The following is a 24,389-nucleotide window of genomic DNA, read 5'->3' on the forward strand; positions in this document are numbered from 1 at the left end:
TTAATTATTTATCGGTTGTAACGTAAAACGCCACCGCCCTTAAAGGACAGTGGCGTACTTAGCGCAGTAAGTTATTACTGACGAATACCTTCAAACGTCACATATAGCTCAAGTTCATGCATAGATTCAGGGAAGTCACTCATATTAATACCGTAATCGCCCAAGGTCAGCGTAGTGCTGCCTTCAAAACCAGCGCGGTAGTTGCCCCACGGGTCATCGCCTTTACCCATCAGGGTAACCGGCATTTCAATCTCTTGAGTTTCGCCGTGCAGGGTCAAATCACCGGTCAACACGCCTTCATTATCACCCGTTGACTCAAAGCCTGTGGAGGTAAAGGTAGCTGTCGGGAATTCACTGGCATTCAGGAAGTCGCCGCTCAGGATATGACGGTCACGCTCAGCATGGTTGCTGGTCAGGCTGTCAACTTGGACTTCGATTTCTGCCGAAGATGCATCAAGATTTTCAGGATCGTAAGCGAACTGGCCCTCAAACTTTTCAAAGCTACCTAGAATGTAAGAGAAGCCCAAGTGAGAAATTTTGAATTGAACAAAGGCGTGCTGGCCTTCGGTATCGATTTGGTAATCAGCTGCCTGTGCTTGGCTCAAAGGTACCAGTGCTACAGCGGCGATCGCGGATGCAAATGCTGTTTTCTTGAACATATTGAATTACTCCTTACTTTACTTAATAGGCACCGCGGGAAGTCAATTATCTTACGCGCGATGTTTAGAAAAAGTGTAAACGGCTAACGTGATGACTTTGTTGCACTATGATCGCCTGCTCGGCTATGCGCGGGGTTTAGCATACGTACCAATGTTGAATGCCGGTCTAGCCAGTGATGCTTAAACGCGGCAAGCGCGTGACCTGCCGATAAAATCATCAATGCCAGAGCGCTATACCAATGTACGTTACCCGCCAAACTTGCCTGGTTGGGGAAGTCATATACCAGTGCAGGCACCTCAAACCAACCAAATACACTGATCCCGCTCCCGTCAGCGGTAGAAATTAAGTAGCCGCTCGCCATGACCAGTAACACAAGCACATAAAGAGCGATATGCCCCACGTGGGCAGCAATAATCTCTAGGCGGCCGCCTTCTGCCTTAGGCGTTGGCTGAGCAAAACGCCATACTAATCGCGCCAGGGTGGCAAATAGTAGCAACATACCAATCGAGCGATGTACCCATGGGCCCTGATTGTACCAGGGGTCATAATAGCCAAGGTCCGTCATCCACCAGCCCAGCGCAAACAGACCGATAATAGCCAGCGCGCTTAGCCAGTGAAACAGAATACTGATCAACCCCCACCCGCTGCGACTATTTCGCCACATTAATCTCATCCTTATTAATCGCTAACCACTAGCGAACACGTCAATAGCAAAAGCATATCGTGTAACTACGCGAGGAACCGCTGAAAAAAGCAGAACACACCATTCGTAAAAACCACTGCTTACAGTCATCTATAAAAAAACCGGCCAACTGCGGGGCCGGTTTTAGTCAGCAGATGCTAGTTTAACGCGCCGCTAATGCATCCAGTCCGCGGGCTAAATCTCGCTGAATATCTTCCTGACTCTCTAACCCCACCGCGACTCGAATCAACCCAGGCGCGATGCCAGCAGCACTCTTTTGGGCATCAGAAAGTCGCCCATGAGTAGTGGTAGCGGGATGAGTGATAGTGGTTTTAACATCACCAAGATTGCCCGTGATAGAGAGCATACGGGTCGCATCAATTACCTGCCAGGCCCCCTCTTGACCACCTTTCACTTCAAAACCTAACACCGCACCAAACCCTTTTTGCTGCCGTTTGGCCAATTCATGCTGGGGATGATCTTCCAGGCCGCTATAGAACACGCGGTTCACCGCCGGATGTGCATCTAACCAGCGGGCAAGGATCAAGGCATTTTCACAATGCGCTTTCATACGCAGTGATAGTGTTTCCAACCCCTTAGTGAATATCCAGGCATTGAAAGGGCTCAAGCACGGGCCGCAGGTACGCACCACACCGAACACTTCTTCAAGCAGCGCATGGCTCCCCACTACTGCCCCCCCAATGGCACGGCCCTGTCCATCCAAATACTTAGTCGCCGAATGGATGACTAGGTCAGCACCTAACGCCAACGGCTGCTGAAGTGCCGGTGTGAGGAAGCAGTTATCAATTGCCAACAGCGCGTCGTGGCGTTTGGCCAGCGCGGCCAAGGCCGGAATATCGGCAATTTCAGACAGCGGGTTCGAGGGCGTTTCGGCAAACAATAGACGCGTTTTGGGCGTGATCGCCGCTTCCCATGCAGCGGCATTGGAAAGCTCGACATAACGCGTGGTAATACCAAACTTGCCTAAATACTTATCGAACAGACTAACCGTTGAGCCAAATAGCGACCGGGAGGCCACAATTTCATCCCCTGCGGAAAGCAATGCCAACGCGGTCGACAGAATGGCCGACATGCCCGAGCTGGTGGCAACACAGCGCTCGCCACCTTCAAGCGCCGCTAGGCGACGCTCAAAGGTATGCACTGTCGGGTTGGTAAAGCGCGAATAAACGTTACCCGGCTCTTGGCCACCGAACTTACGTGCCGCTTCTGCAGCGCTTTCATAGACAAAGCTCGAGGTCGGAAAAATAGGCTCCGAGTGCTCCTGCTCAAAGGTGCGCTGATGGCCTGCCCGGATCGCCAGTGTCTCTAATGACCATTCATCCTGGTGACCGTCTTCCTGATGATTGTCATCCTGCATAAGGCTTCACTCCTAATCGTCCAGGTCATCGTCTTGATTGTGCATATCGACAAGCGCGTGATCGCCAGCGCTCTGATCCTTGGCAGAATCATTACGGCTAGCCTCAAGCGCAGCCAAATAAGCGTCATCGATATCACCGGTGACGTAGTTGCCGTCAAACACCGAGCAATCGAACTCTTCCATTTCAGGATTCACTTCACGACACGCCGCTTTTAGATCTTCCAGGTTTTGATAGAAGATGCGGTCAGCCCCAATTAAATCACCGACCTCTTCTTCACTACGGCCATGGGCAATCAGCTCAGACGCAGCGGGCATATCGATGCCATATACATTGGGGAAGCGAACCGGCGGCGCCGCCGAGGCAAAATAGACCTTGCGGGCACCGGCATCACGAGCCATCTGGATGATCTGCTTACAGGTCGTGCCGCGCACGATGGAGTCATCCACCAGCAGCACGTTCTTGCCTTTAAACTCAACGTCGATGGCATTGAGCTTTTGACGTACCGATTTCTTCCGCTGGGTCTGCCCCGGCATAATAAAGGTACGGCCAATGTAGCGGTTCTTCATAAACCCTTCGCGATAGGTCACCCCAAGGTGCTGTGCCATTTCGAGGGCAGACGTGCGCGACGTGTCGGGAATAGGAATGACCACATCAATATCATGATCCGGCCATTCATTGAGGATTCGGTCACCCAGCTTACGGCCCATCTGCATCCGGGTACCGTAAACATAGGCACCGTCCAGCAACGAGTCTGGGCGCGCTAAATAAACATGTTCAAAAATGCACGAGCGAAGCAGCGGACGATCAGCACAGACTTGGGTATGAATATTGCCTTCGATATCGACAAAAATAGCTTCGCCAGGCGACAGATCGCGTTCAAGTTCAAAGCCGCCGACGTCCAACGCAACGGATTCAGAGGCGATCATGACCGCTTGACCGTTTTCCTCTTCGCGGGTACCGAAAACCACCGGGCGAATACCGAAGGGGTCGCGGAAGGCCACCATGCCAAAGCCATTAATAATCGCCACGGCGGCATAGCCACCTTTACAGCGACGGTGAACGCGACGCACGGCGTCAAAGATGTCTTCCGCTTCCAGATGTAAGCCTTGCTTGCCCAGCTCGTGAGCAAATACATTGAGCAGCACTTCAGAATCGGAGCTGGTATTGATGTGGCGTAAATCGGTCGAGAACAGCTCCTGCTTCAACTGCTCAGAGTTGGTCAGGTTGCCGTTATGCGCCAGCGCAATACCGTAAGGAGAGTTAACATAGAACGGCTGTGACTCGGCTTCACTTGAAGAGCCTGCCGTCGGGTAACGCACGTGACCAATGCCTAAGTTGCCTTTTAGGCGGGCCATATGGCGGGTATGAAAGACATCACGTACCAAGCCGTTACTCTTGCGCAGTAGGAAGCGTCCCTCGCTCCATGTCATCATGCCGGCAGCGTCCTGGCCACGATGCTGAAGTACGGTCAGGGCATCGTAGATTCCCTGATTTACCGCCTGCTTGCCCAGAAGGCCCACTATACCGCACATTCACGTTACCTCGCTTAATGCCATGGCTTGCCTAAGTCACTTACCTAAGTCACCTAACTACGCAAGCCCGAACGTTCATAGAATCGACTTCAGTAACAGGTCAATCACCTGTCGGGATAACCTCACGCTCCGTCGCACTAGGCAGACGCAGTTCAGGTAGAGAGATGTCACGCAGCGACGATGGCGCCTCAGGCAGCTCGCGATCCCACTGATCTAACTGGCTCACCGCCCAATCGCGTAGCTGAATAAAGGTCGGGCGCAGCTCGGCTTGTTGCCACGCCTGCAGTTCCGCCAGTGGTGTGAGGGTAATCAGCACAGTCGCAATAAGCAAAATAACCGCCCCGCGGGCAACGCCGAAAGCGGCCCCCGCCACGCGGTTCAAAAGACCCATGCCCACCCACTCAATCGCTGCATGCACCAAGCGAATCACTATGCCGCAAAGCAAAATAACGGCAAAGATCACCAGTATAAAAGCGAGCACTAGGCGGGCATCAAAGCTATCGATAAACCCGCTCATCAGTTCGGCCACCGGCTCGGCGAGTACTCGGGCTACCATTAAGGCAACGACCCAGGCGGCCAAACCCAATGCTTCACGAACAAATCCCCTGACGAATCCGGCTAGCATTGATAACGCCAGCACGGCCAAGAACACCGCATCAATCCATGTTAACGCCATGGCTTAGTCTCTTACTCGAACAAGAAGGCCCTGAACATTGGCGCGTTCTTTAATCGAGGACATGGCAGATTCACCGTCTTCGGAGGTGGCATATGGGCCAACAAATACAGTGGTCATATTGTTATCACGCTCACGTTGATAAACGCTAAACCCTTCTTCTGACAGTTGTGCACTGAGTCGCTGGGCATTCGCTGGCTCACCGAAACTGCCCACTTGCACCGCCCACTCACCTTGAGCGGTGGAAGAAGGACTAGAAACGCTTTGTGACGAACGTTGTGACTCGCTTCCAGCGCTGCTTTGACCGCTGCCACTATTGGTGGCAATTAAATCAGCGATGGGGTCGCTATCAGGAGTAGACGGCGCCTCGTCGGGCTCACTGGAGCCTGCCGCTTCTGCCCTAGAAGGTGACTGGTTTGAAGCAGCGATTTGATCGGTTTGCGGCGCTCGCGGATTGGCATCAATAGGGATAAAGCCGTCGTCACTGGGTGCTGAAGATAATGCGGGTTCATCAATGGTTGAGGGCCTTTCTGGCGCGGGTACATTACGACGCTCCACCTCAACCGGCTGCTCAATGACAAAGCTCGGCTGGGGGCGCTCTTCTCTGGGTGCCGGGTCACTCATTAGCCACGGCACAAAGATTGCCAGCAGCGCGAGCAAAATTACAATACCGCTAATGCGTTCAGTTTTACCGTATTTCATTTCCGTCTCCATCAAGCGACGCGGCGCCTGTTGGCAGTGGCCGAGCTAGCAGTGCCGCTACAGTAAAGAACGACCCGGTGGCCAAGACACGATCATTGGGCGTTAACACCTTAGCGAGCCAATCGGCGCCAGCGTGCGGCGACTCTGCGCAAAAGTGTACCCGCCCTCCCTGAGCTATAATACGTTGCGACAACTCACTTGCCAGACAACCTCGTTCGCCTGTCAGCGACACGCACACCCAGTCGCTGATGCGGGCAGATAATGCCTGTATGACACCGTCAATATCCTTATCATTCAACATGCCGATAAGGCCCCACTGCTGGCCCCCTTCGGGCGGTGACGGTAAGTGGCGAGCGACGTACTCGGCGGCATGAGGATTATGCCCAACATCCAGGCACCATGGCCCAATCCATTGTAGCCGCCCAGCCAGTTGCACCGTCGCGAGCCCAACTTTTACATCAGCGGGAACCAACGCCATTCCGGCAAGTACGAGCGCTTGTAATGCAGTAGCCGCATTATCGATAGGTAGCCCAGGGTCAGGAAGCGCGTCGACGACGATGCTTATGCCATCCGCTTGCTGCCCCTGCCAGCGCCAGTTGGAATACTCTTTACTCATGGTTTGATGGGTAAACTGCTGCCCTAATGCAAACTTAGGCGCTGCTAACGACTGCGCGCATTCGGAAACGCTTACAGGTAGCGCTTGGCTGCCTAAGACGGCTGGCTTGCCAGCACGGAAGATACCGGCTTTTTCGCGCCCAATCTGAGCCAGATCGGTGCCTAAAAAGTTAGCATGATCCTGAGCAATCGTGGTGACGATGGCCACATCTGCATCAATGATATTGACCGCATCCAGCCGACCGCCAAGACCTACTTCAAGTACCGCAAGATCAAGCTCTGCGTTGGCCAAGCACCATAGCCCGCACAGTGTGCCCGCCTCAAAATAGGTCAGGCTGATGTGATCATCCTGCAAGCGCGCTCTCTCAACGTGCTCAAAACCTTCTACGAGCAGTTTATCCTCAGCTTCCTGACCGTCGATTTTGACGCGTTCGTTGTAGCGCAATAAGTGGGGTGACGTATAGGTACCCACCTGCCAACCGTGGGCACGGGCAATGCTCTCGATCATGGCAAGGGTTGAGCCCTTGCCATTCGTTCCCGCCACGGTAATAACGCGGGGAGCAATCGGGCTTGAAAGCAGCCCCATACGCCTTGCCACTTTGGAAACCCGCTCCAGGCCCATATCAATTCCGACCGGATGCAACGTTTCCAAATGTTGAAGCCATTGGTTTAAAGACAAGGGCGACAAGGAGTCTGGCTGCAAAGAATCAGGCATTGCGTGTATGGTCGTCACTCTTAGCGGTAGAGGAAGTGTCCTTCTTAGCCGGCTCAATGCTTTCAAAAGTGACGTCAGCAGTGTCCGCTAACGTTGCCTCTTCGACGATAGGTTCTGAAACGTCCGCATCATCAGTCGACAACGAACTAACTGGCGTAACATCGTGATGAGTCAATTTACGCAGCACACTGCCCACGCGGGCACGCATTTCATGACGATGAACGATCATATCGACAGTGCCATGCTCAAGCAGAAACTCACTGCGCTGGAACCCTTCGGGTAGAGTTTCACGCACCGTTTGTTCGATGACCCGTGGGCCAGCAAAGCCAATCAACGCATTGGGTTCGGCAATGTTTAAATCACCGAGCATAGCCAACGAGGCTGAAACGCCACCAAAGACAGGATCAGTAAGCACTGAAATATACGGCACTCCCGCCTGTTTGAGCTTCTCAAGCGCCGCGGATGTTTTGGCCATCTGCATCAGCGAGAAGAGCGCTTCCTGCATGCGAGCACCACCCGAGGCCGCAAAGCATACCAGCGGGATATTCTCGTCCAGGGCCAGGGTAGCAGCGCGCACAAATTTCTCACCGACCACCGCCCCCATAGAGCCACCCATAAAGGTGAACTCAAAGGCAACGGCAATGACCGGCAAACCATCCAACTCACCGCGCATAGCGACCAGTGCATCTTTCTCACCGGTGTCTTTTTGCGCTGCAGTCAGGCGGTCTTTATATTTTTTAGAGTCGCGAAACTTCAATCGATCATTGGGTTCGATTTCCGCCGCGATCTCTTCGCGTTTTGCTTTATCCAAGAACCAGTCCAAGCGTTTACGCGCCGTCAAGCGCAGGTGGTGATCGCACTTGGGGCAGACGCTATTGTGTTTCTCTAACTCAGGAAGATAGAGAACCGCTTCGCACTTGGGACATTTACGCCAGAGGCCGTCGGGAACGCTAGCGCGACGGTCTTTACGCTGGATACGACCCATGGAGGGTACGATCTTGTCTAACCAGCTCATATCAAAAAGGCTTCCGTTATACGTCAACGCCTGGCCAAACCAGGCTTGATGAGTGTCGTCAAACTGTTAAGCATAGGCGATAAAGCATTTAGCTTTAGGCATCCATCGCCGTACGCATTTCTGCTAATACACTTTTCAACTGACCCGCAATGGTTTCCGGCGCATCTAAGCTTTCGGCGATACGGTTAACCAAGGCACTACCTACAATGACACCATCGGCGACTTTAGCCACTTCCGCGGCCGTTACGCCATCACGAATGCCAAAACCAACGCAAAGCGGCAAATCGGTCATCCCCCGCAGTGGTGCCAAGTGCTCGGCTACGTCTTCGGCATTCAGGGTGGCGGCACCTGTCACGCCTTTCAGCGAAACATAGTATAAGTAGCCCTCGCCATGGGCGCATATTGTAGCGGCACGCTCGTTAGAAGTGGTAGGCGCAACGAGAAAAATCGCCGCTAAATCACGAGATTTCAGCAATGGGCCAATTTCATCGGCTTCTTCCGGCGGCATATCGACAATCAATACGCCATCGACGCCGACACTGGCAGCTTGGTCGGCAAAGTTCTCATAACCAATACGCTCAATAGGATTTAAATATCCCATTAACACGACCGGCGTCGTGGTATCGGTTTGGCGAAACTCTTTGACCATTTGCATCAGGTCAACCAGCCGGGTGCCCTGCTTTAACGCACGTTCACAGGCTTTTTGAATCACTGGGCCATCGGCCATTGGGTCGGAAAAAGGCACGCCAAGTTCAATGACATCGGCACCGGCGTCTACCAGTGTGTGCATAAAGCCCACCGTATACTGCGGTGCTGGGTCCCCTGCGGTGATGTAAGGGATCAGAGCCTTGCGGCCCTGCTGTTTAAGTTCACTGAAACGCTGATCAATACGGTTCATGCTCGCCCTTAAAAAAGCTGACCTTAAAATTCGATGCCATCAATCTTAGCAACGGTCATGATGTCTTTGTCGCCACGCCCAGAAAGGTTGACCACGATATGTTGATCAGGTCGCATGGTCGGCGCCAATACCTTGGCATGGGCCAGCGCATGAGCCGACTCAAGAGCGGGCATAATGCCTTCCATATGCGTCAACTCACGAAACGCTTCCAGCACTTCGTTGTCGTTAGCCACCACATATTTAACACGGCCAACATCCTTCCACAGGGCGTGCTCCGGGCCTACGCCCGGGTAATCCAGGCCGGCTGAAATGGAGTGCGTATCCGACACCTGGCCAGCTTCATCGGACATTAAATAGGTGCGGTTACCGTGCAGCACACCGCGCGGGGCGTTGGACGCCAGCGGTGCCGCGTGGCGGCCCGTTTCAACCCCATCACCACCGGCTTCTACGCCGTACATAGCAACGTCATCATCTTCAACGAACGGATAGAACAGCCCCAGGGCATTCGAGCCGCCCCCAACACAGGCAATCAGCGCATCTGGCAAACGGCCGATCTGCTCCAACGACTGGCGACGCGCTTCACGGCCCACGACCGCGTTAAAATCACGTACGAGCAGCGGATAAGGGTGTGGGCCAGCCACGGTACCGATGATATAGAAAGTGTTATCAACGTTGGTGACCCAGTCACGCAGCGCTTCGTTCATGGCATCTTTAAGCGTACGCGTACCGGACTCTACCGGAATAACCCGTGCACCCAGTAAGCGCATACGATAGACGTTTAGTTTCTGGCGTTGGACGTCTTCCGCCCCCATATAAATATCGCACTCAAGCCCAAGGCGAGCAGCGACAGTGGCTGAGGCAACGCCATGCTGACCCGCCCCCGTTTCAGCAATAATGCGTGGCTTACCGGTTTTTTTTGCCAGTAGCGCTTGGCCGATGGTGTTATTGACCTTATGAGCGCCGGTGTGATTCAGGTCTTCCCGCTTCAACCAAATCTGTGCGCCACCAAGGCTTTCCGACCAGCGTTTAGCATGATAAAGCGGCGACGGGCGCCCCACATAGTGGGCAAGATCATAGTCAAACTCAGCTTGGAAGTCGGGGTCATCACGTAAGCTGAAATATGTTTTTTCCAGCTCTTCCAAAGCAAAGCTGAGGGTTTCTGACACAAACCGACCGCCGTAGGGGCCAAAATGACCACGGGCATCCGGCATTCGGGTCAGGTCACTGAACTTTGTTTTCAGTACAGTGTTAGAAACGGTTTCAGAAGCGGTCACAAAGACACCTCACAAGATCACCAGAACTGGCAACCAATAAATGAATCAACTTAACAACGTAGCTCGATAAAATACCCATAGGCAACATACATGAACTGCGTCTATCTAAACGTGTGCAAAGAGCGCTAACGGGCGTCGGCTAACGCCACATGACGAACGAAAGAGGCCATCTTCTCGGCATCTTTACAGCCGTGGGAGGCTTCAATACCGCCGGATACATCCACCGCATAAGGCGCTACCTGGCGCACAGCGTCAGCGATATTATCAGCACTCAACCCACCGGCGAGGATAACAGGTTTTGCTAGATTTGCGGGGATTCTCGACCAATCAAAGGTCTCCCCTGTGCCCCCCGGCACTCCCGGCCGGTAAGCATCTAACAACAGCGCCTGAGCTCCATGATAGCGTTCAGCTTCATGGGCTAAATCTATTTCATCGCGCATGCGTAGCGCTTTCATCCAGGGCAGCGAATAGCGCTGGCAGGCATCAGGTGTTTCGCTGCCATGAAACTGGATCATATCTAAATAGGGCAGACAGCGCTCAATCAGCTCATCATCCTGATCTACAAATAGCCCTACGCGGGTCACAAATGCTGGCACGCGCGCTGAAAGCGCCGCCAGTTGTTCGACACCCACACTACGGGCACTGTTCGGCCACATCACAAAGCCTAAGGCATCCACCCCTAGCGCCACGGCACGATCAATATCCTCGCCGCGGGTGAAACCACAGAACTTAATGCGCGTACGGAGTAACGGCAACGTACTCATAAAGACGCCTCCTGTTCAGGGTTAATTGCCGTATTGCTTAGTGAACGGCTGCGACGATAGGCGACCCGGGGCGTATCAGGGAGCTCGCGCTCGCCTGTCCACTCGCCGGTAAACGCGAGTAATTGCGGCCCTAACGGCTCTTTAGGCAAATCAAAGCGCTCATCGTAAACCGAATCGACAAAATGCAGCCCGCAGGCGGGCGCCGTTACATCCCCTTTACGACGGTTTTTCAGCGCTAAAAGTTCACCAATATAAGTTTCATCCTGCGCACCACGTCCGACGCTTACTAGCGCCCCGGCAATGTTGCGAATCATATGGTGTAAGAACGCGTTACCCTGAATATCGATCATCACCAGTTGGCCGTAGCGCTTTACGTCGACAAAGTGCATATGCCGCCAGGGGGTTTTTGATTGACAGCCAGCGGCACGGAAGCTCGAAAAATCGTGCTCCCCTACCAGCGCCTGAGCGGCTCGATGCATGGCATCGGCGTCTAACGGATCACGACACCAGGTGACATTAGCGCGCTCCAATACGGGGCGACTAATCTGGTTCAGCAGCACGTAGCGGTAGCGGCGCCCCAGGGCGCACAGGCGTGAATGAAAGTCGTCGCCCACTGGTTTCACCCAGCGCACGGCCACGTCGCGGGGCAAATGGGTATTGGCACCAAATATCCAGGCTTTTTCGGAGCGCCCTACTGGCGGATCAAAATGGACAATTTGCCGAGTGGCGTGCACCCCGGAATCGGTTCGCCCGCTGGCGTGCACCCTAATGGGTTCATTGGCCACCTTGGCCAGCGCAGCCTCTAGCGAAGCCTGAACAGATGCGGCGTGCTTAAGGCGCTGAAAGCCACAGTAATGGGTACCGTCGTACTCGATACCCATCGCCAAACGACCCGTAAGCGGAATTTTCTCATCGAAGTGATAGAACAGCGTCATCAAGCCACATCATTTTGAAGATTTTGAAGGTTCGCTATTATCCAGGCCTCGAGGCTTGAATGCTACCTCTTCAATTTCCCACTCCTCTTCAATCGGCCGACGCGGTTGTTTCGCAGGAGAAACAGGTTCGGCGGCAGGCTGATTGGCGAACTCTACTGTAGGCTGCATTGGGGTTTCTCTGCGCAGGCCTTCTTGGCTACCTAGCGTGTTCATTAAAGTGGGCGGGTGGTAATCGATAAAGCGATGCTCGGCATCCTCAGACCGTTTGGGGGCACGTTCGGTTGACTGTACATGATCAGCAGGTGCTGCTGGCTCAGCCGATTTTAAGTCAGCATTGAGAGAAGCCAGCAACAAACGCATGGGCACTGGGCTTAGTGGCGGCGCTAATGACAAGTGATCAGCACCGTTATCGGGGGCAACATGCAGACCTAAGCGACGCTGACGTCCCTGCTCAGCCAACCCAGATGCCTGGCTTTTTTCATAACTATTCTCATAGCTATTTTCATAGCTATTTTCATAGCGAAGCGTGTCATCTTGCTCGGGCGTTTGCGCTTGCTCATCAATTAACCACTGATCGGCGTTCGCCGTTGACGCTGAGCTGGCGTAAGAAATCTCGGGTTCGTCTTCGGTTGCTACCTGTGGCTCGCTTTGCTGATGTGGCTCTTCCACGTCATTATTATTCGCCTGGATTGGGTACGCAACAGGAACAGCGTCAGGTATCGACGCTGTCATCGGCGCTATCTTAGAGGTCGCTTCAGGCGTTGCCTTAGAGGCTGCTTTAGGTGCAGTACCAGGCGTAACTATTGGCTTTGTTACTGGCTCAGGCTCAGTAAGCGGGACATTTTCCCAGGCCTCTTCAAGTCGCTTACGCAGCCACACCAACACTCCCAGAAGCAGAGCGATGGCAGCTAACGCGAGCGGCCACTGATAACGCTCAACTAAGGCAGCCACTCCCGGGCTGCCCATCTCATCCATGCTGGCAATGTATGCTTCTGGTGACTGCTCTTGAGCAGCCAACGCATCGCTCAACGCCTGAGTTAGCGAGGCCACTTCGCTACGCAGCGCATTAAGCTCGGCGCGCATTAACACGCGCTCTTCCATTACCTGCTGAAGCGTCGCTTGGCTTAGGCGCAGCTGCTCGGTTAATTCTGCCCGGGTTAGCGCCTCGGGCTCGTTGGCAGCCTCTTCCAGCGCAGCTGGGCCGTTTACTGAGGGCTCGTTTGCTTCTTGCTCACCTGGTTCAGCGCCACCCGCAGCAAGCGCGCTGTCTGGCTCAGCTGCACCAGTAGCTTCAAGGATTTGGGCAGCGGCTATAGCGTTGTTTGAAACGGTATCGGCTTCAACGTCAGGTAACGACACTGCCTCCAATGAGCCGTTGCGGCGAGCGCGCCAGGCTTCATTCATCGCTTTCATAGCGGCATCAGCATCAAGATGGGAGCGCGCCAAAATGCGCTCAATATCAGGGACACTCAGCGTTTGGCCTGCACGCATATCATTTATATTGCCGCTAGGAAAGACGTCTGGATTGGCCTCCAGCAGCGCCACCATCATCTGCTGAACGCTGGCTTGCGAAGGCTTAAGCCGCTCTGCGACGCCCCATAACGTATCGCCACTGCCCACATACGCGCTGCTGCCATTGCCACGCTCGCTTACCACGGGCGACGCCGCTGATCTGGCTTCAACCACCGGAGGAGTGGCTGCGTTACTCGTTGTTGGCACAGCGTTGGGAGTAGCGCTTTGGGCCTGCTGGGAATAACCCTGGGGATCAAACAGCAAGATGATGTCACGAAATTGTTGACCGCCCGGAAACTCAACCGCCAGCAGCAGGTCAAGCCAAGGCTCTTGCATCGTTTGAACAGAGCTTAAGCGTACTTGTCGTAGCCCTTGCTGCTCTACAATCTGGGCACGAACACTTGCGGCTAGAGGCGTCCACTCAAGGCCCGCCGCGGCAAAATCTGCCGGTTCGGCAACGCTGACTTGGATATCGTCAAGGGCGTAGTCACTACTTTCCAGCAATGGTATTGAGGCATTTAGAGGCGCATTCAGATACGAGCCGACACTCGCCTGCCCCAGCCCGACGGCTAGCGCAAAGGGACTCACTGCACTCAACGAGAGCCATGTAATCCATGTCAGTGTTTTTTTCATGAATGTTCCCTGATCGCTTACTTACTTTTTAACTATTGATGCAAGCTTATTGTATTACGTCTTTTTTATCATAACTTAACGAAATAAAGCCGTATTTCCCACTACCGTGATTATTAGCAGCGTAAAAAAAAACGGGAAGCTGCAAACAGCTTCCCGTTTTCGACTAGCGTATAACAGCGAATAATTACTGTTCGCGCAGGATCTTCAGCATCCGCTTAAGGGGCTCCGCGGCACCCCACAGCAGTTGGTCACCGACGCTGAATGCGGAGAGGTATTCACCACCCATTTGCAGCTTACGCAGGCGGCCAACTGGCACCTGTAGCGTACCAGTGGCAACGGCAGGTGTTAGGCCAGCAATGGTCGCATCCTTATCGTTCGGGATCAGCTTGACCCATTCGTTGTGCTTGGCAATGCGATCTTCGATCTCATCCAGCGGCACATCGTGCTTCAGCTTGATGGTGAATGCCTGGCTGTGCGAGCGCATAGCACCGATTCGTACACACAGGCCATCAATGGGGATCGGATTGTTGTCGAGGCCCAGAATTTTATTGGTCTCAACACTGGCCTTCCACTCTTCACGACTCTGACCGTTTTCCAGCTTGCTATCGATCCACGGTAGCAGGCTACCTGCCAATGGTGCGGCGAAGTTATCGATCGGGAAATCGCCACCGCGCATTGCAGCGGTTACCTTGCGATCGATATCCAGAATCGCACTGGAGGTGTCCTTCAGCTCTTCACCAACACTGTCGTGTAACTGCCCCATTTGGTTGAGCAGCTCGCGCATGTGCTTAGCGCCTGAGCCAGAAGCCGCCTGATAGGTCATGGAGGTCATCCATTCAACCATATCGGCTTCAAACAAACCGCCCAAGCCCATCAACATCAGGCTTACAGTACAGTTCCCGCCAACAAATGTTTTGGCGCCCTTGGATAGCTGGTCATCGATAACCTTGCGGTTAACCGGATCCAGCACGATTGTCGCTTCATCTTCCATGCGCAGGGTGCTGGCGGCATCAACCCAGTAGCCTTTCCAGCCTGCGTTACGTAGATCTTTATAGACCGGCTTGGTGTAGTCACCGCCCTGGCAGGTCACGATGACATCCAACGCTTTGAGCGCTTCGATATCAAAGGCATCTTTCAGCGGAGGTACGTCGACACCGATGTCGGGGCCGGGCTGGCCAACCTGAGAAGTAGTGAAGAAGACCGGCTCAATGCCGTTAAAATCACCATCTTCCAGCATTCGCTGCATGAGTACAGAGCCCACCATGCCGCGCCATCCCACGAAACCGACTTTCAACATATGAAGTCCTCCTGCAAAGAATGAGTACTCACATTATACACACTTCTTTACGGTGATTTTAAAACTGCAGATCAGCTGTTTCTATTGCTTTGCAAACGCAGCAAGAACGGCATCGCCCATAGCATCGGTGCCGATGGTTTGCATACCTATAGATGCGATGTCAGCGGTACGCAGCCCATCATCCAGCACGCTGCCAACGGCGGCTTCAATACGCTCCGCCAGAGCATTTTCATTCAGCGAATAGCGCAGCATCATGGCCACAGACAGCATCATGGCCAGCGGGTTAGCCACGTTTTGACCAGCGATATCCGGCGCACTGCCGTGGCAAGGCTCGTACATACCCTGCCCGCTTTCGTTTAGCGACGCGGAAGGCAACATGCCGATGGAGCCAGTCAGCATGGCGGCAGCATCGGAAAGAATGTCGCCGAACATATTGCCCGTCACCACTACGTCAAACTGCTTGGGCGCGCGCACCAATTGCATGGCGGCGTTATCGACGTACATGTGGGAAAGCTCGACGTCTGGGTACTCTGGCGCCAAACGCTCCATCACTTCCCGCCACAAGATGGTGACTTCCAGCACGTTGGCTTTATCTACTGAGCAAAGTTTTTTGCCGCGCTTTTGGGCCATTTCAAACGCCACGCGGCCAATACGCTCAATCTCGCTTTCAGAATAGATATAGGTATTAAAGCCCACTCGCTCACCGTTGCGCACTTCAATGCCACGGGGCTGGCCGAAGTAGATCCCGCCGGTAAGCTCGCGGACGATCATGATATCCAGGCCGGCCACTAGCTCAGGCTTCAGGCTGGAAGCGCTGGCCAACTGCGGGTAGAGCATGGCCGGGCGAAGGTTGCCGAACAGCCCTAGGTTTTTGCGTAGACCCAGCAGGCCCTTTTCAGGACGTTTGGAGAGATCTTCAATTTTGTCCCACTTGGGACCACCCACCGCGCCCAGCAGAATAGCGCTGGCGGCTTTGGCTTTTTCAAGGGTCTCCGCGGGCAGCGGCTCGCCGTGCACATCATAGGCAGAGCCGCCCACCAGGCCTTCTTCAACTTCAATGTCCAAGCCTGCTTGCTGGCACGCCTTCAATAAACGTGCCGCCTGAGCAGCAATCTCGGGGCCGATACCATCACCCGGCAGCAATAAAACCTTATGCGTCATGCTGAATCCTTAACGTGTTATCGAGCGACTTTGGCCGCTTTGCGCGTTGCAATGGGATTGCAAAGCGCTATCAAACTTACTGTGAAAACTGGAAAGCGTTTAGGCAGACTGCCGGAACAACCAGGGACGCGCGGCTTTGTGCTTCTGCTCAAAAGCCCGAATGGCGTCTTCGTCTTTTAGCGTCAGGCCAATATCGTCCAATCCTTCCAGCAGGCAGTGCTTGCGGAACGCATCCACTGCAAACTCTAAAATTTCACCGCTGGGAGTAATGACCCGCTGGTTCTCCAAGTCCACGTCCAACTGGTAGCCTTCATTGGCTTCTACCTCAGCAAACAGGCGGTCGACCACATCTTCTGGGAAGGTAATCAGCAAAATGCCATTCTTGAACGAGTTGTTGTAGAAGATATCGGCAAAGCTAGGCGCAATCACTACCTTGAAACCGAAATCTTCCAGCGCCCAAGGTGCGTGTTCGCGGGAGCTACCGCAACCAAAGTTACGCCGCGCCAGCAGCACTTCAGAACCTTTGAAGCGCGGCTGGTTCAAGACGAAATCAGGATTGAGCGGGCGCTGCGAGCAATCCTGCCCCGGCTGGCCTTCATCCAAATAACGCAATTCATCAAACAGATTAACGCCAAAGCCGGTGCGCTTGATTGATTTCAAAAACTGCTTCGGGATAATCAGATCGGTATCGACGTTGGCGCGATCAAGGGGCGCAACCACACCTTCAAAACGTTCAAATTTTTTCATGGCTTAAGCCTCCTGAGCGTGAGTGGCGTCGTTAGCGGGCAAGCTGCGGACATCGACAAAGTGACCGGCGATTGCCGCTGCCGCTGCCATAGCGGGGCTGACCAAGTGGGTGCGGCCACCGTAGCCCTGCCGCCCTTCAAAGTTACGGTTAGAGGTCGAAGCGCAGTGTTCACCGGCACCCAACTTATCCGCGTTCATGGCCAAACACATGGAGCAGCCTGGCTCACGCCACTCAAAACCCGCTTCAATAAAGATTTTATCCAACCCTTCCGCTTCTGCCTGGCGCTTCACCAAGCCAGAGCCCGGCACCACCATAGCCAGTTTGATAGAGTCAGCGACTTTTTTGCCCTTGGCCACCTTGGCGGCTTCACGCAAGTCTTCAATACGCGAGTTGGTGCAGGAGCCGATAAAAATCTTATCCAGCTTAATGTCGGTAATTTTCTGGTTGGGCTGAAGGCCCATATACTCAAGCGCTCGCGTATGGCTGCGCTGTACGGTTTCATCCAGCGCGGCTAACGGGTCGGGCACTTGGCCAGAAATGCCGGTGACCATTTCCGGGCTGGTACCCCAGCTGACCTGTGGCTCGATCTCTTCAGCTTGCAAAGTAACCACTTTATCGAACTGCGCATCGTCATCAGAGACCAGATTGCGCCAGTCGGCTACTGCGGCTTCCCACTGTTCAGCGGTCGGCGCAAAGGGGCGCTTACCAAGATAATCGATGGTGGTGTCGTCTACGGCGATCAGACCGACCCGTGCGCCCGCTTCAATGGCCATATTGCACACAGTCATGCGGCCTTCCATAGAGAGCGAGGCAATGGCACTTCCGGCAAACTCAATAGCGTAGCCAGTGCCGCCTGCGGTGCCAATTTTGCCGATAATCGCCAGCACTACGTCTTTGGCAGTCACGCCCAGGCCTAATTCGCCCTCCACGCGCACCTGCATATTCTTCATTTTTTGCGCCAGCAGGCACTGGGTCGCCATCACGTGCTCGACTTCAGAAGTACCGATACCGTGGGCCAAGGCACCAAAAGCGCCGTGGGTGGCGGTGTGAGAGTCGCCACAAACCACGGTCATGCCCGGCAGGGTTGCGCCCTGCTCGGGGCCAACCACGTGCACGATCCCCTGGCGCGGGTCGTTGATTTTAAACTCTTCGATGCCGTACTCAAGGCAGTTGTCGTCCAGGGTTTGCACCTGAATCAGTGACACCGGGTCTTTAATCCCGCTGTTGCCCTCGGCCCGCTCTTTAATGGTCGTTGGCACGTTATGGTCAGGCGTGGCTAAATTGGCATCCAAACGCCACGGCTTGCGGTTGGCTAAACGCAGCCCTTCAAACGCCTGGGGCGAGGTCACTTCATGAAGCAACTGGCGGTCGATGTAGATCAACGCAGTGCCGTCATCGCGCTGCTTCACCAAGTGTTGATTCCAAAGCTTGTCGTAAAGGGTTTGGCCTGACATGTGACTCTCCTGGGCAGTGCCCTGCTAGTTCGGTATAGCCGCCTCTATGGGCTGCTTAAATTGCTTGTGGAGTCAGTGTCACGCGACTCGCGCATAAAAGCAATTCATGTTATTTATAGTTTAGATTCCAAACTGGAATAGCTAATTAGGGAGCAGCCCGTGGATACCCAAAGCTTACAAGCCTTTTTGGCCGTGGCAGATACGCAAAGTTTCTCACGGGCGGCTGAACAGCTGCACCTAACCCAGCCTGCGGTAAGCAAACGCATTGCCACGCTAGAGTCTCAGGTGGGTACACGGCTGTTTGATCGTATTGGTCGGCGTATTGCGTTAACCGAAGCCGGTAGCGTGCTGCTACCCCAAGCGCGGCGGATACTGTTTAGTGTAGAAGATAGCCGCCGCGCGTTGGCCAACCTTTCTGGCCAAGTAGGCGGCAAGCTGACCCTGGCCACCAGTCACCATATTGGTCTGCACCGCCTACCACCGCTATTAAAGCAGTACACCCAGCGCCACCCGGAGGTTACGCTAGACCTGCACTTTCTGGATTCCGAACAGGCTTACCAGGGAGTGCTGGACGGCACCCTGGAAATGGCCGTGGTAACGCTAGCGCCCCATCCTCATGAGCAACTGCAGGTGGTAGAGCTGTGGCGCGACCGGCTCTGTTTTGCCTGCGCTATCGATCACCCTCTTACCCACCAGGTCTCTCAACGCGTTCTGTCACTGACCGATCTATGCGAATACAACTGCGTGATGCCGGGGGCAAAGACCTTTACAGGATCCCTTATCGCGCAGCGTTTTAGCCAAGCGGGCCTGGAACTGCCAGTGAGCATGGCAACCAACTATTTAGAAACGCTAAAGATGATGTGCAGCGTGGGGTTAGGTTGGAGCCTGCTACCGGAAAAGATGATCGACAGCGAACTGGTAGAGCTAAAAGTAGACACCCCACCTATTTACCGCCCGCTGGGGTACTTGGTGCATACCAACCGAACGCTCTCGAATGCGGCACGAATGATGATTGAGGAGCTGGAAAATACGCGGGGTGAGAGTCCTATAAAATAAGCCTTATGTGTAGCGCTCGTAGATCTCGCTTTCTCATTGCCACACGCGACAGTTTGTGCACGAAGCTGGATAGAAGGGTTTTCGTAGCGCGTGGTAAGCGAAGCGCCCCGCGGGAGCAGCGCGAAGCGGCGCCGGGGGTTAGTTGAGGTGCCACCGGGCGTCGTTCCGCCGGCTCCTAAACTGCCTTCCTATTCACCAAACTGGGCGAACACTTCTTCGCCGGTCAACTGCTTGGTTTTTTCTGCTAGTGAATAGTAACGCGGCTTTTGATCGATAAATATTTGCTCGGTTATTTTCCAATCATCCGCGCCATCAAGAAGCCCAACGGGAAGCGCGTAATGCCCATCCTGCTTTAAGCGATAGAAAAGGTGGGTGCCACATTTCTGGCAGAAACCACGCTCAGCCCACTCAGAGGAACTGAAGGTGGATATATGCTCGGAGCCTTTAAAGTCCACATCACCAACAAACTCAACCGCAAACAACGGGCCACCACCCCACTTTCTACACATCGAGCAGTGACAAACGCCGACATGGTTGCTTTTGGTGGCAACAGTAACGCTGACAATCCCGCAAAGACAGGCCCCATGAAGCTGAGTGGTGAACCCCATGCTTGTCTCCTCCCGCTGCATCCCAGTTAGATAGTGCTTAGCCGTCAAAAGCCAAAATAGCCAAGAGATTTCTCAACAACATTCACCAAGATAGCTCAATATTGATCCTCCGTATTAAAGAATGGGCGTGGCAGCTAGCCTACTGCGTCGATGGTTAAGCGTTGAGCCAGGGCTTGATAAAGGGTGTGCCGCGCCACTTCGTTGAACAGCACAAAACGGACCAGGCGTACTTTGTACAGGGTGGGCAGTATTGCTTCGAGGATAGACGCGCACACCTGTGCGGCTTCTCCAGCGTATCGAAGACGTACTCCTTCTCCATCTTGACCCATGGCAACTCACGCCTTTCACGGACGACCAGGTCGCGCATACGCGTGAGCGCCTTCTCGTTCTTTAGATGGGCTTTGCGTGCCCGAAACCACTCCTTTTGGGATACAACTCTCGGTGATTCAATCTGGCTCATGACGGACTTCCTCGCGTAAATTCAGCCTTGCTCCGGCGTGCAGCACCGGAATAATGCGTTTTGCATGGAGTAGTCGCTCGCCACTGATCAAAATCGACAACACCGCCGCAATTAATGACGAGGGGCATCGGGGCTAACATATACATCCCCGGGAGAATGGGCGTCCATTCAACTACCGAGTATGCTCAACACAACCATGAAGATTATAATCACGGACTAAGCCATACCCTCTCGACAATTGAACGCCAAGCCTCGGGCCTATTACTGTGAACAACCGCCATGGAAGTGAAAAAAGCCCAGCCAAGCCTGTTCGTAAAGGCCTGCACCCGAAGAATCTACACAACCCAGGCTATGACTTCCCAGTGCTCGTAAAGAGCCACCCACCACTAGCCCCCTATGTGAAGCCGAACGCTTATGGCGAACTTTCCATCGATTTCGCAGACCCACTGGCAGTAAAAACGCTCAACGCCGCGTTATTAAACCGATACTACAACATCGTCGATTGGGATATTCCAGAGGGCGCGCTTTGCCCCCCCATCCCAGGCAGAGCCGACTATATCCATCACATGGCGGATTTATTGGAGTTTGAGCTTGGACATGAACAGCCCAGCATCAAGCTGCTCGATATAGGGACGGGAGCCAATGGCATCTACCCACTACTGGCCTGCCAAATTTACGGCTGGCAGTGCGTGGGTAGTGACATTAACCCTCAATCGCTTGAGAACGTCGCCACGATTATCGCCAATAACCCCACGCTCAAAGATCGCTTCACGCTACGCACGCAGCACGATAAAAACCATATTTTTGAAGGGATCATTCAAGCGGGGGAGTTTTTTGACGTCAGCGTATGCAACCCACCCTTCCATGCCTCGCTCGATGAAGCACTTAAAGGTAGCCAGCGTAAACGCAATAACCTTGCGCGTAGTCGCGGTGACCAAAAAGCAACAACCAAAACCCCCACGCTGAACTTTGGCGGGCTTGGTGCAGAGCTTTGGTGCAAGGGCGGCGAACAGCTGTTTCTTAAAAAGCTAATAAGAGAAAGCCAGGAGTATGCAACTCAATGCCGCTGGTTTAGCAGCCTGGTTTCAAAAGCTGACAATGTTAAACCTGCCAAGAAGTTAATTCGTAAGCTCGGTGCCGTTGATGTACGGGAAATAGAGATGAAGCAGGGAAATAAGATCACGAGGATATTGGCCTGGACATTCATGTGAGCCGTTTCCGAGATGGCGCATGATTATGCGAAGTCTACCGTGACATTATTCCGCTGTAAGCACATCGCTCAGGATGGAGAACTGTCAGTGCTCGATCAGATAGTGCGCTACGTGAAAGGTACCTGGCTAAAGCGGATCTCGATTGTTAATCATCACTATGGCGTCTTGATCGTGGTTATAGGGTGTGAAGCCGCCACGAAAGGCGCTGACCGCCCTATGCAAGGACGGTTTTGCTGACCAGCACGACACCGAAGGCAATCAGCATCAGCAACACCACTCTGCGGAAAGTGTCGGCATCCATCCGCTGACGCACGATACCGCCGATCTTGGTGCCGACATAGACGGGTATCAGCCCCAGCAGCGAGATCCAAATCGATTCGACCGTCATGAGCCCCAGCTTCGCCAGGCCCACGGCCATAATCAGGCTCGAAAGGGTAAAGGAGATATTGATCGCCTGGATAAACCGCTTGGGATCGAGTTGAAGCGCCAGCAGGAACGGCAAGACCGGCATGACTTGCGATCCGGTCATGCCATTCACCAGACCGGTGAGAAAGCCAGAAACCGGCGCAAGTTTGCGGCCCAGGCTCTCCGACATCGGTTGGCCAGGGCGAAACAGCGTGAAAGCGCCGTAGCCGATAAGCACCAGGCCCAGTATCGCGCCGGCGACTAGGCTATCGATCAGATCCAGTACGGCGAGGCCGATCAGCAGGCCGGGAATGGTGGCGAGAAACATCGGCCAGAAGCGCCGCACCGTCTCCCCAAAGTGCCCTGCCTGCATCATTACGATGGCGTTGCTCACCAGCGAGGGAATGATGACCAGCGGCATAGCGAATTTGAGGCCCAGCCCAAGCGCGAGAATGGGTAGCGCGGATGTTGAGAACCCCAGACCGGTCGCCCCTTTGACGAAGGCAGCCACAAGATAGGCACAGGCGATGATCAGAATCGTCTCGAAGTTCACGGTGCATCCATACGGTAACTCTCACAGATTGGTCTTAGGCCGGCTTCGCTTCCTACCGGCTGGTTTTACGGCGGCCCATCGCCGCGGCAATGTCCTCTTCGTGCTCTTCGCCCCAGCCGCAAAGCGGCTCCATGGCCTGCACCAGACTTGCCCCGAAGGGCGTCAGCGAGTAGTCGACGCGCAGCGGGATCTCGCCATAGTCGGTGCGCTGGACAATGCCGTCGGACTCCAGCTCCTTTAGCTGCTGGATCAACATTTTGTCGCTCACGCCTCGGACGCTTCGCTTGAGCTCGCCGTAACGCCTCGGGCCCTTGTTTAAAAAGAACAGAATCAACGGCTTCCACTTACCAGAGATCACGTGCAGCGTCGCATGCAGGCCACAAATGAAACGTGGGTTTTCTGAGTTTTCTTTCGCCATAAAGGGTACTTACCAAAAGGTGCATACTTGAATATTTGTAAGTGGTTTATATATTGTGAAAGCGCATCGAGTCAACACACACGGAGACCCAACCATGAGTCGGCTAAACGGTAAAATCGCACTAATCACAGGCGGAGCCAGCGGCATCGGCCTGGCCTCGGCCCAACGCCTCATCGACGAAGGCGCCTTCGTCTTCATTGTCGGACGGCGCCAGGACGTCCTCGACAACGCGGCTGAGGCACTGGGGTCCAACGCCCGGGGTCTCCAGGCGGATGTGACGAAGCCGGAGGATCTCGACCGCGTATTCGAGACAGTGCAGAAAGAGAAAGGCCGCCTGGACGTACTGGTGGCCAACGCGGGCGTAGGCGAATTCGCCAGCCTAGGACAGATCACCGAGGAACACTACGACTATATCTTTGACATCAACGTCAAAGGCACCCTCTTCACCGTCCAGAAGGCGCTCCCCCTGATGACGAACGGCGGCTCCATCATCCTCACCGGTTCCACGGTCGGCAGCATGGGCACCCCCGCGATGAGCATCTACAGCGCCTCCAAGGCGGCCGTCCGAAATCTGGTGCGCAGTTGGGCCTATGATCTCAGGGGCACCGGCATCCGCGTAAACGTCATGTCTCCTGGCCCAACCAAAACAGACAAGTTGATCGAATTGCTCCCATCCGACGCCCTGAGTGAGATGAAACGGAGCGTACCCCTTGAGCGTCTGGGCGATCCCCAAGAAACCGCAGGCGCGGTGGCATTCCTGGCGTCCGACGATAGCAGCTTTATGACAGGAAGCGAGGTATTCGTTGATGGGGGCTACGCGCAGGTTTAAGGGCTAGGCGGAGAACGGGAGGCAATGAACCAAAAGGGGTCAGATAGATTTTAGATCAGTCAGCTTGGTTAAAAACAAATCAACCTGCCTCATTTACATTGATCACAATAAAATCGACTTGACCCCTTTAATTTTGGCTTCCTTTACACATAACGAGGCTGTAGAAAAACCTAATTCCGAGCCGTCTCTACCGTCTAGCG

The 24,389-nt window shown here is 54.2% G+C and carries 24 protein-coding genes and 1 pseudogene; 3 read left to right on the forward strand and 22 right to left on the reverse strand.

Going from position 1 to position 24,389, the window contains the following annotated elements; translation table 11 throughout:
* Positions 1-74 precede the first annotated feature (74 nt).
* The 17 genes from ACXUPB_RS12195 to leuC form a co-directional block, all read right to left on the reverse strand.
* A complete protein-coding gene (locus tag ACXUPB_RS12195) occupies positions 75-659 on the reverse strand; it encodes a YceI family protein (protein ID WP_472952612.1) in 585 nt (194 codons plus the stop codon).
* Positions 660-742: 83 nt separating this feature from the next.
* Positions 743-1,324, reverse strand: a complete 582-nt coding sequence (locus tag ACXUPB_RS12200; protein WP_179917133.1) for a cytochrome b — start codon at positions 1,322-1,324, stop codon at positions 743-745.
* Positions 1,325-1,505: 181 nt separating this feature from the next.
* Positions 1,506-2,720 carry an O-succinylhomoserine sulfhydrylase gene (locus tag ACXUPB_RS12205; protein WP_179917132.1) on the reverse strand — a complete coding sequence of 405 codons (1,215 nt, stop codon included), beginning with the start codon at positions 2,718-2,720 and terminating at the stop codon, positions 1,506-1,508.
* Positions 2,721-2,732: 12 nt separating this feature from the next.
* Positions 2,733-4,253 carry an amidophosphoribosyltransferase gene (gene purF, locus ACXUPB_RS12210; protein ID WP_008956202.1) on the reverse strand — a complete coding sequence of 507 codons (1,521 nt, stop codon included), beginning with the start codon at positions 4,251-4,253 and terminating at the stop codon, positions 2,733-2,735.
* Positions 4,254-4,353: 100 nt separating this feature from the next.
* Positions 4,354-4,929, reverse strand: a complete 576-nt coding sequence (locus ACXUPB_RS12215) for a CvpA family protein (protein ID WP_179917131.1) — start codon at positions 4,927-4,929, stop codon at positions 4,354-4,356.
* 3 nt (positions 4,930-4,932) lie between these two features.
* A complete protein-coding gene (locus ACXUPB_RS12220) occupies positions 4,933-5,628 on the reverse strand; it encodes an SPOR domain-containing protein (RefSeq protein WP_335596296.1) in 696 nt (231 codons plus the stop codon).
* A complete protein-coding gene (gene folC, locus ACXUPB_RS12225; protein WP_035557407.1) occupies positions 5,615-6,958 on the reverse strand; it encodes a bifunctional tetrahydrofolate synthase/dihydrofolate synthase in 1,344 nt (447 codons plus the stop codon). Before folC ends, ACXUPB_RS12220 begins: the two co-directional genes overlap by 14 nt.
* A complete protein-coding gene (gene accD / locus ACXUPB_RS12230; RefSeq protein ID WP_035557402.1) occupies positions 6,951-7,973 on the reverse strand; it encodes an acetyl-CoA carboxylase, carboxyltransferase subunit beta in 1,023 nt (340 codons plus the stop codon). Before accD ends, folC begins: the two co-directional genes overlap by 8 nt.
* Positions 7,974-8,067: 94 nt before the next feature.
* Positions 8,068-8,871, reverse strand: coding sequence for a tryptophan synthase subunit alpha (gene trpA / locus ACXUPB_RS12235; protein ID WP_472952617.1), 804 nt, complete (start codon positions 8,869-8,871; stop codon positions 8,068-8,070).
* A 23-nt stretch (positions 8,872-8,894) separates the two neighbouring features.
* The gene (gene trpB, locus ACXUPB_RS12240; RefSeq protein WP_045812255.1) at positions 8,895-10,082 is read right to left on the reverse strand and encodes a tryptophan synthase subunit beta; all 1,188 of its coding nucleotides are present in this window, start codon (positions 10,080-10,082) and stop codon (positions 8,895-8,897) included.
* Positions 10,083-10,270: 188 nt separating this feature from the next.
* The gene (locus tag ACXUPB_RS12245; protein WP_335596295.1) at positions 10,271-10,909 is read right to left on the reverse strand and encodes a phosphoribosylanthranilate isomerase; all 639 of its coding nucleotides are present in this window, start codon (positions 10,907-10,909) and stop codon (positions 10,271-10,273) included.
* On the reverse strand, positions 10,906-11,844 hold the full coding sequence (gene truA / locus ACXUPB_RS12250; protein WP_335596294.1) for a tRNA pseudouridine(38-40) synthase TruA: 939 nt from the start codon (positions 11,842-11,844) through the stop codon (positions 10,906-10,908). The genes ACXUPB_RS12245 and truA overlap by 4 nt, the downstream gene beginning before the upstream one ends.
* 9 nt (positions 11,845-11,853) lie before the next feature.
* Positions 11,854-13,989, reverse strand: a complete 2,136-nt coding sequence (locus tag ACXUPB_RS12255) for a type IV pilus assembly protein FimV (protein WP_472952620.1) — start codon at positions 13,987-13,989, stop codon at positions 11,854-11,856.
* A gap of 184 nt (positions 13,990-14,173) precedes the next feature.
* Positions 14,174-15,286, reverse strand: a complete 1,113-nt coding sequence (gene asd, locus ACXUPB_RS12260; RefSeq protein ID WP_472952622.1) for an aspartate-semialdehyde dehydrogenase — start codon at positions 15,284-15,286, stop codon at positions 14,174-14,176.
* A gap of 81 nt (positions 15,287-15,367) precedes the next feature.
* Positions 15,368-16,447, reverse strand: coding sequence for a 3-isopropylmalate dehydrogenase (gene leuB / locus ACXUPB_RS12265; protein WP_472952624.1), 1,080 nt, complete (start codon positions 16,445-16,447; stop codon positions 15,368-15,370).
* A gap of 99 nt (positions 16,448-16,546) precedes the next feature.
* The gene (gene leuD / locus ACXUPB_RS12270) at positions 16,547-17,194 is read right to left on the reverse strand and encodes a 3-isopropylmalate dehydratase small subunit (RefSeq protein ID WP_035557382.1); all 648 of its coding nucleotides are present in this window, start codon (positions 17,192-17,194) and stop codon (positions 16,547-16,549) included.
* A 3-nt stretch (positions 17,195-17,197) separates the two neighbouring features.
* Positions 17,198-18,649 carry a 3-isopropylmalate dehydratase large subunit gene (leuC, locus tag ACXUPB_RS12275; RefSeq protein ID WP_035557379.1) on the reverse strand — a complete coding sequence of 484 codons (1,452 nt, stop codon included), beginning with the start codon at positions 18,647-18,649 and terminating at the stop codon, positions 17,198-17,200.
* Between the two features lie 159 nt (positions 18,650-18,808).
* Here leuC and ACXUPB_RS12280 point away from each other — a divergent pair, with 159 nt between their 5' ends.
* On the forward strand, positions 18,809-19,705 hold the full coding sequence (locus ACXUPB_RS12280; RefSeq protein WP_035557376.1) for a LysR family transcriptional regulator: 897 nt from the start codon (positions 18,809-18,811) through the stop codon (positions 19,703-19,705).
* 188 nt (positions 19,706-19,893) lie between these two features.
* Here ACXUPB_RS12280 and ACXUPB_RS12285 read toward each other — a convergent pair whose 3' ends face one another.
* From ACXUPB_RS12285 to ACXUPB_RS12295, 3 genes and pseudogenes are all read right to left on the reverse strand, one after another.
* Complete coding sequence (locus tag ACXUPB_RS12285) at positions 19,894-20,313, reverse strand: GFA family protein (protein WP_335596291.1); 420 nt, start codon at positions 20,311-20,313, stop codon at positions 19,894-19,896.
* Between the two features lie 134 nt (positions 20,314-20,447).
* The gene (locus ACXUPB_RS12290) at positions 20,448-20,642 is read right to left on the reverse strand and encodes a hypothetical protein (protein ID WP_235272543.1); all 195 of its coding nucleotides are present in this window, start codon (positions 20,640-20,642) and stop codon (positions 20,448-20,450) included.
* Positions 20,643-20,659: 17 nt separating this feature from the next.
* A pseudogene (locus ACXUPB_RS12295) lies at positions 20,660-20,773 on the reverse strand (DUF899 family protein); the annotation flags it as partial.
* Between the two features lie 266 nt (positions 20,774-21,039).
* Between ACXUPB_RS12295 and rlmF the strand changes: the two are divergent.
* A complete protein-coding gene (gene rlmF, locus ACXUPB_RS12300) occupies positions 21,040-21,984 on the forward strand; it encodes a 23S rRNA (adenine(1618)-N(6))-methyltransferase RlmF (protein ID WP_472952626.1) in 945 nt (314 codons plus the stop codon).
* A gap of 214 nt (positions 21,985-22,198) precedes the next feature.
* Here rlmF and ACXUPB_RS12305 read toward each other — a convergent pair whose 3' ends face one another.
* Positions 22,199-22,942 carry a sulfite exporter TauE/SafE family protein gene (locus ACXUPB_RS12305; protein ID WP_472952628.1) on the reverse strand — a complete coding sequence of 248 codons (744 nt, stop codon included), beginning with the start codon at positions 22,940-22,942 and terminating at the stop codon, positions 22,199-22,201.
* A 52-nt stretch (positions 22,943-22,994) separates the two neighbouring features.
* Entirely contained in the window at positions 22,995-23,360 is a 366-nt protein-coding gene (locus ACXUPB_RS12310) for a winged helix-turn-helix transcriptional regulator (protein WP_472952631.1), read from the reverse strand.
* A 94-nt stretch (positions 23,361-23,454) separates the two neighbouring features.
* On the opposite strand from ACXUPB_RS12310, the gene ACXUPB_RS12315 reads away from it, so the two are divergent.
* A complete protein-coding gene (locus ACXUPB_RS12315) occupies positions 23,455-24,189 on the forward strand; it encodes an SDR family NAD(P)-dependent oxidoreductase (RefSeq protein ID WP_472952632.1) in 735 nt (244 codons plus the stop codon).
* Positions 24,190-24,389 lie beyond the last annotated feature (200 nt).

It is taken from the genome of Vreelandella sp. DA03-1M, assembly GCF_055725665.1.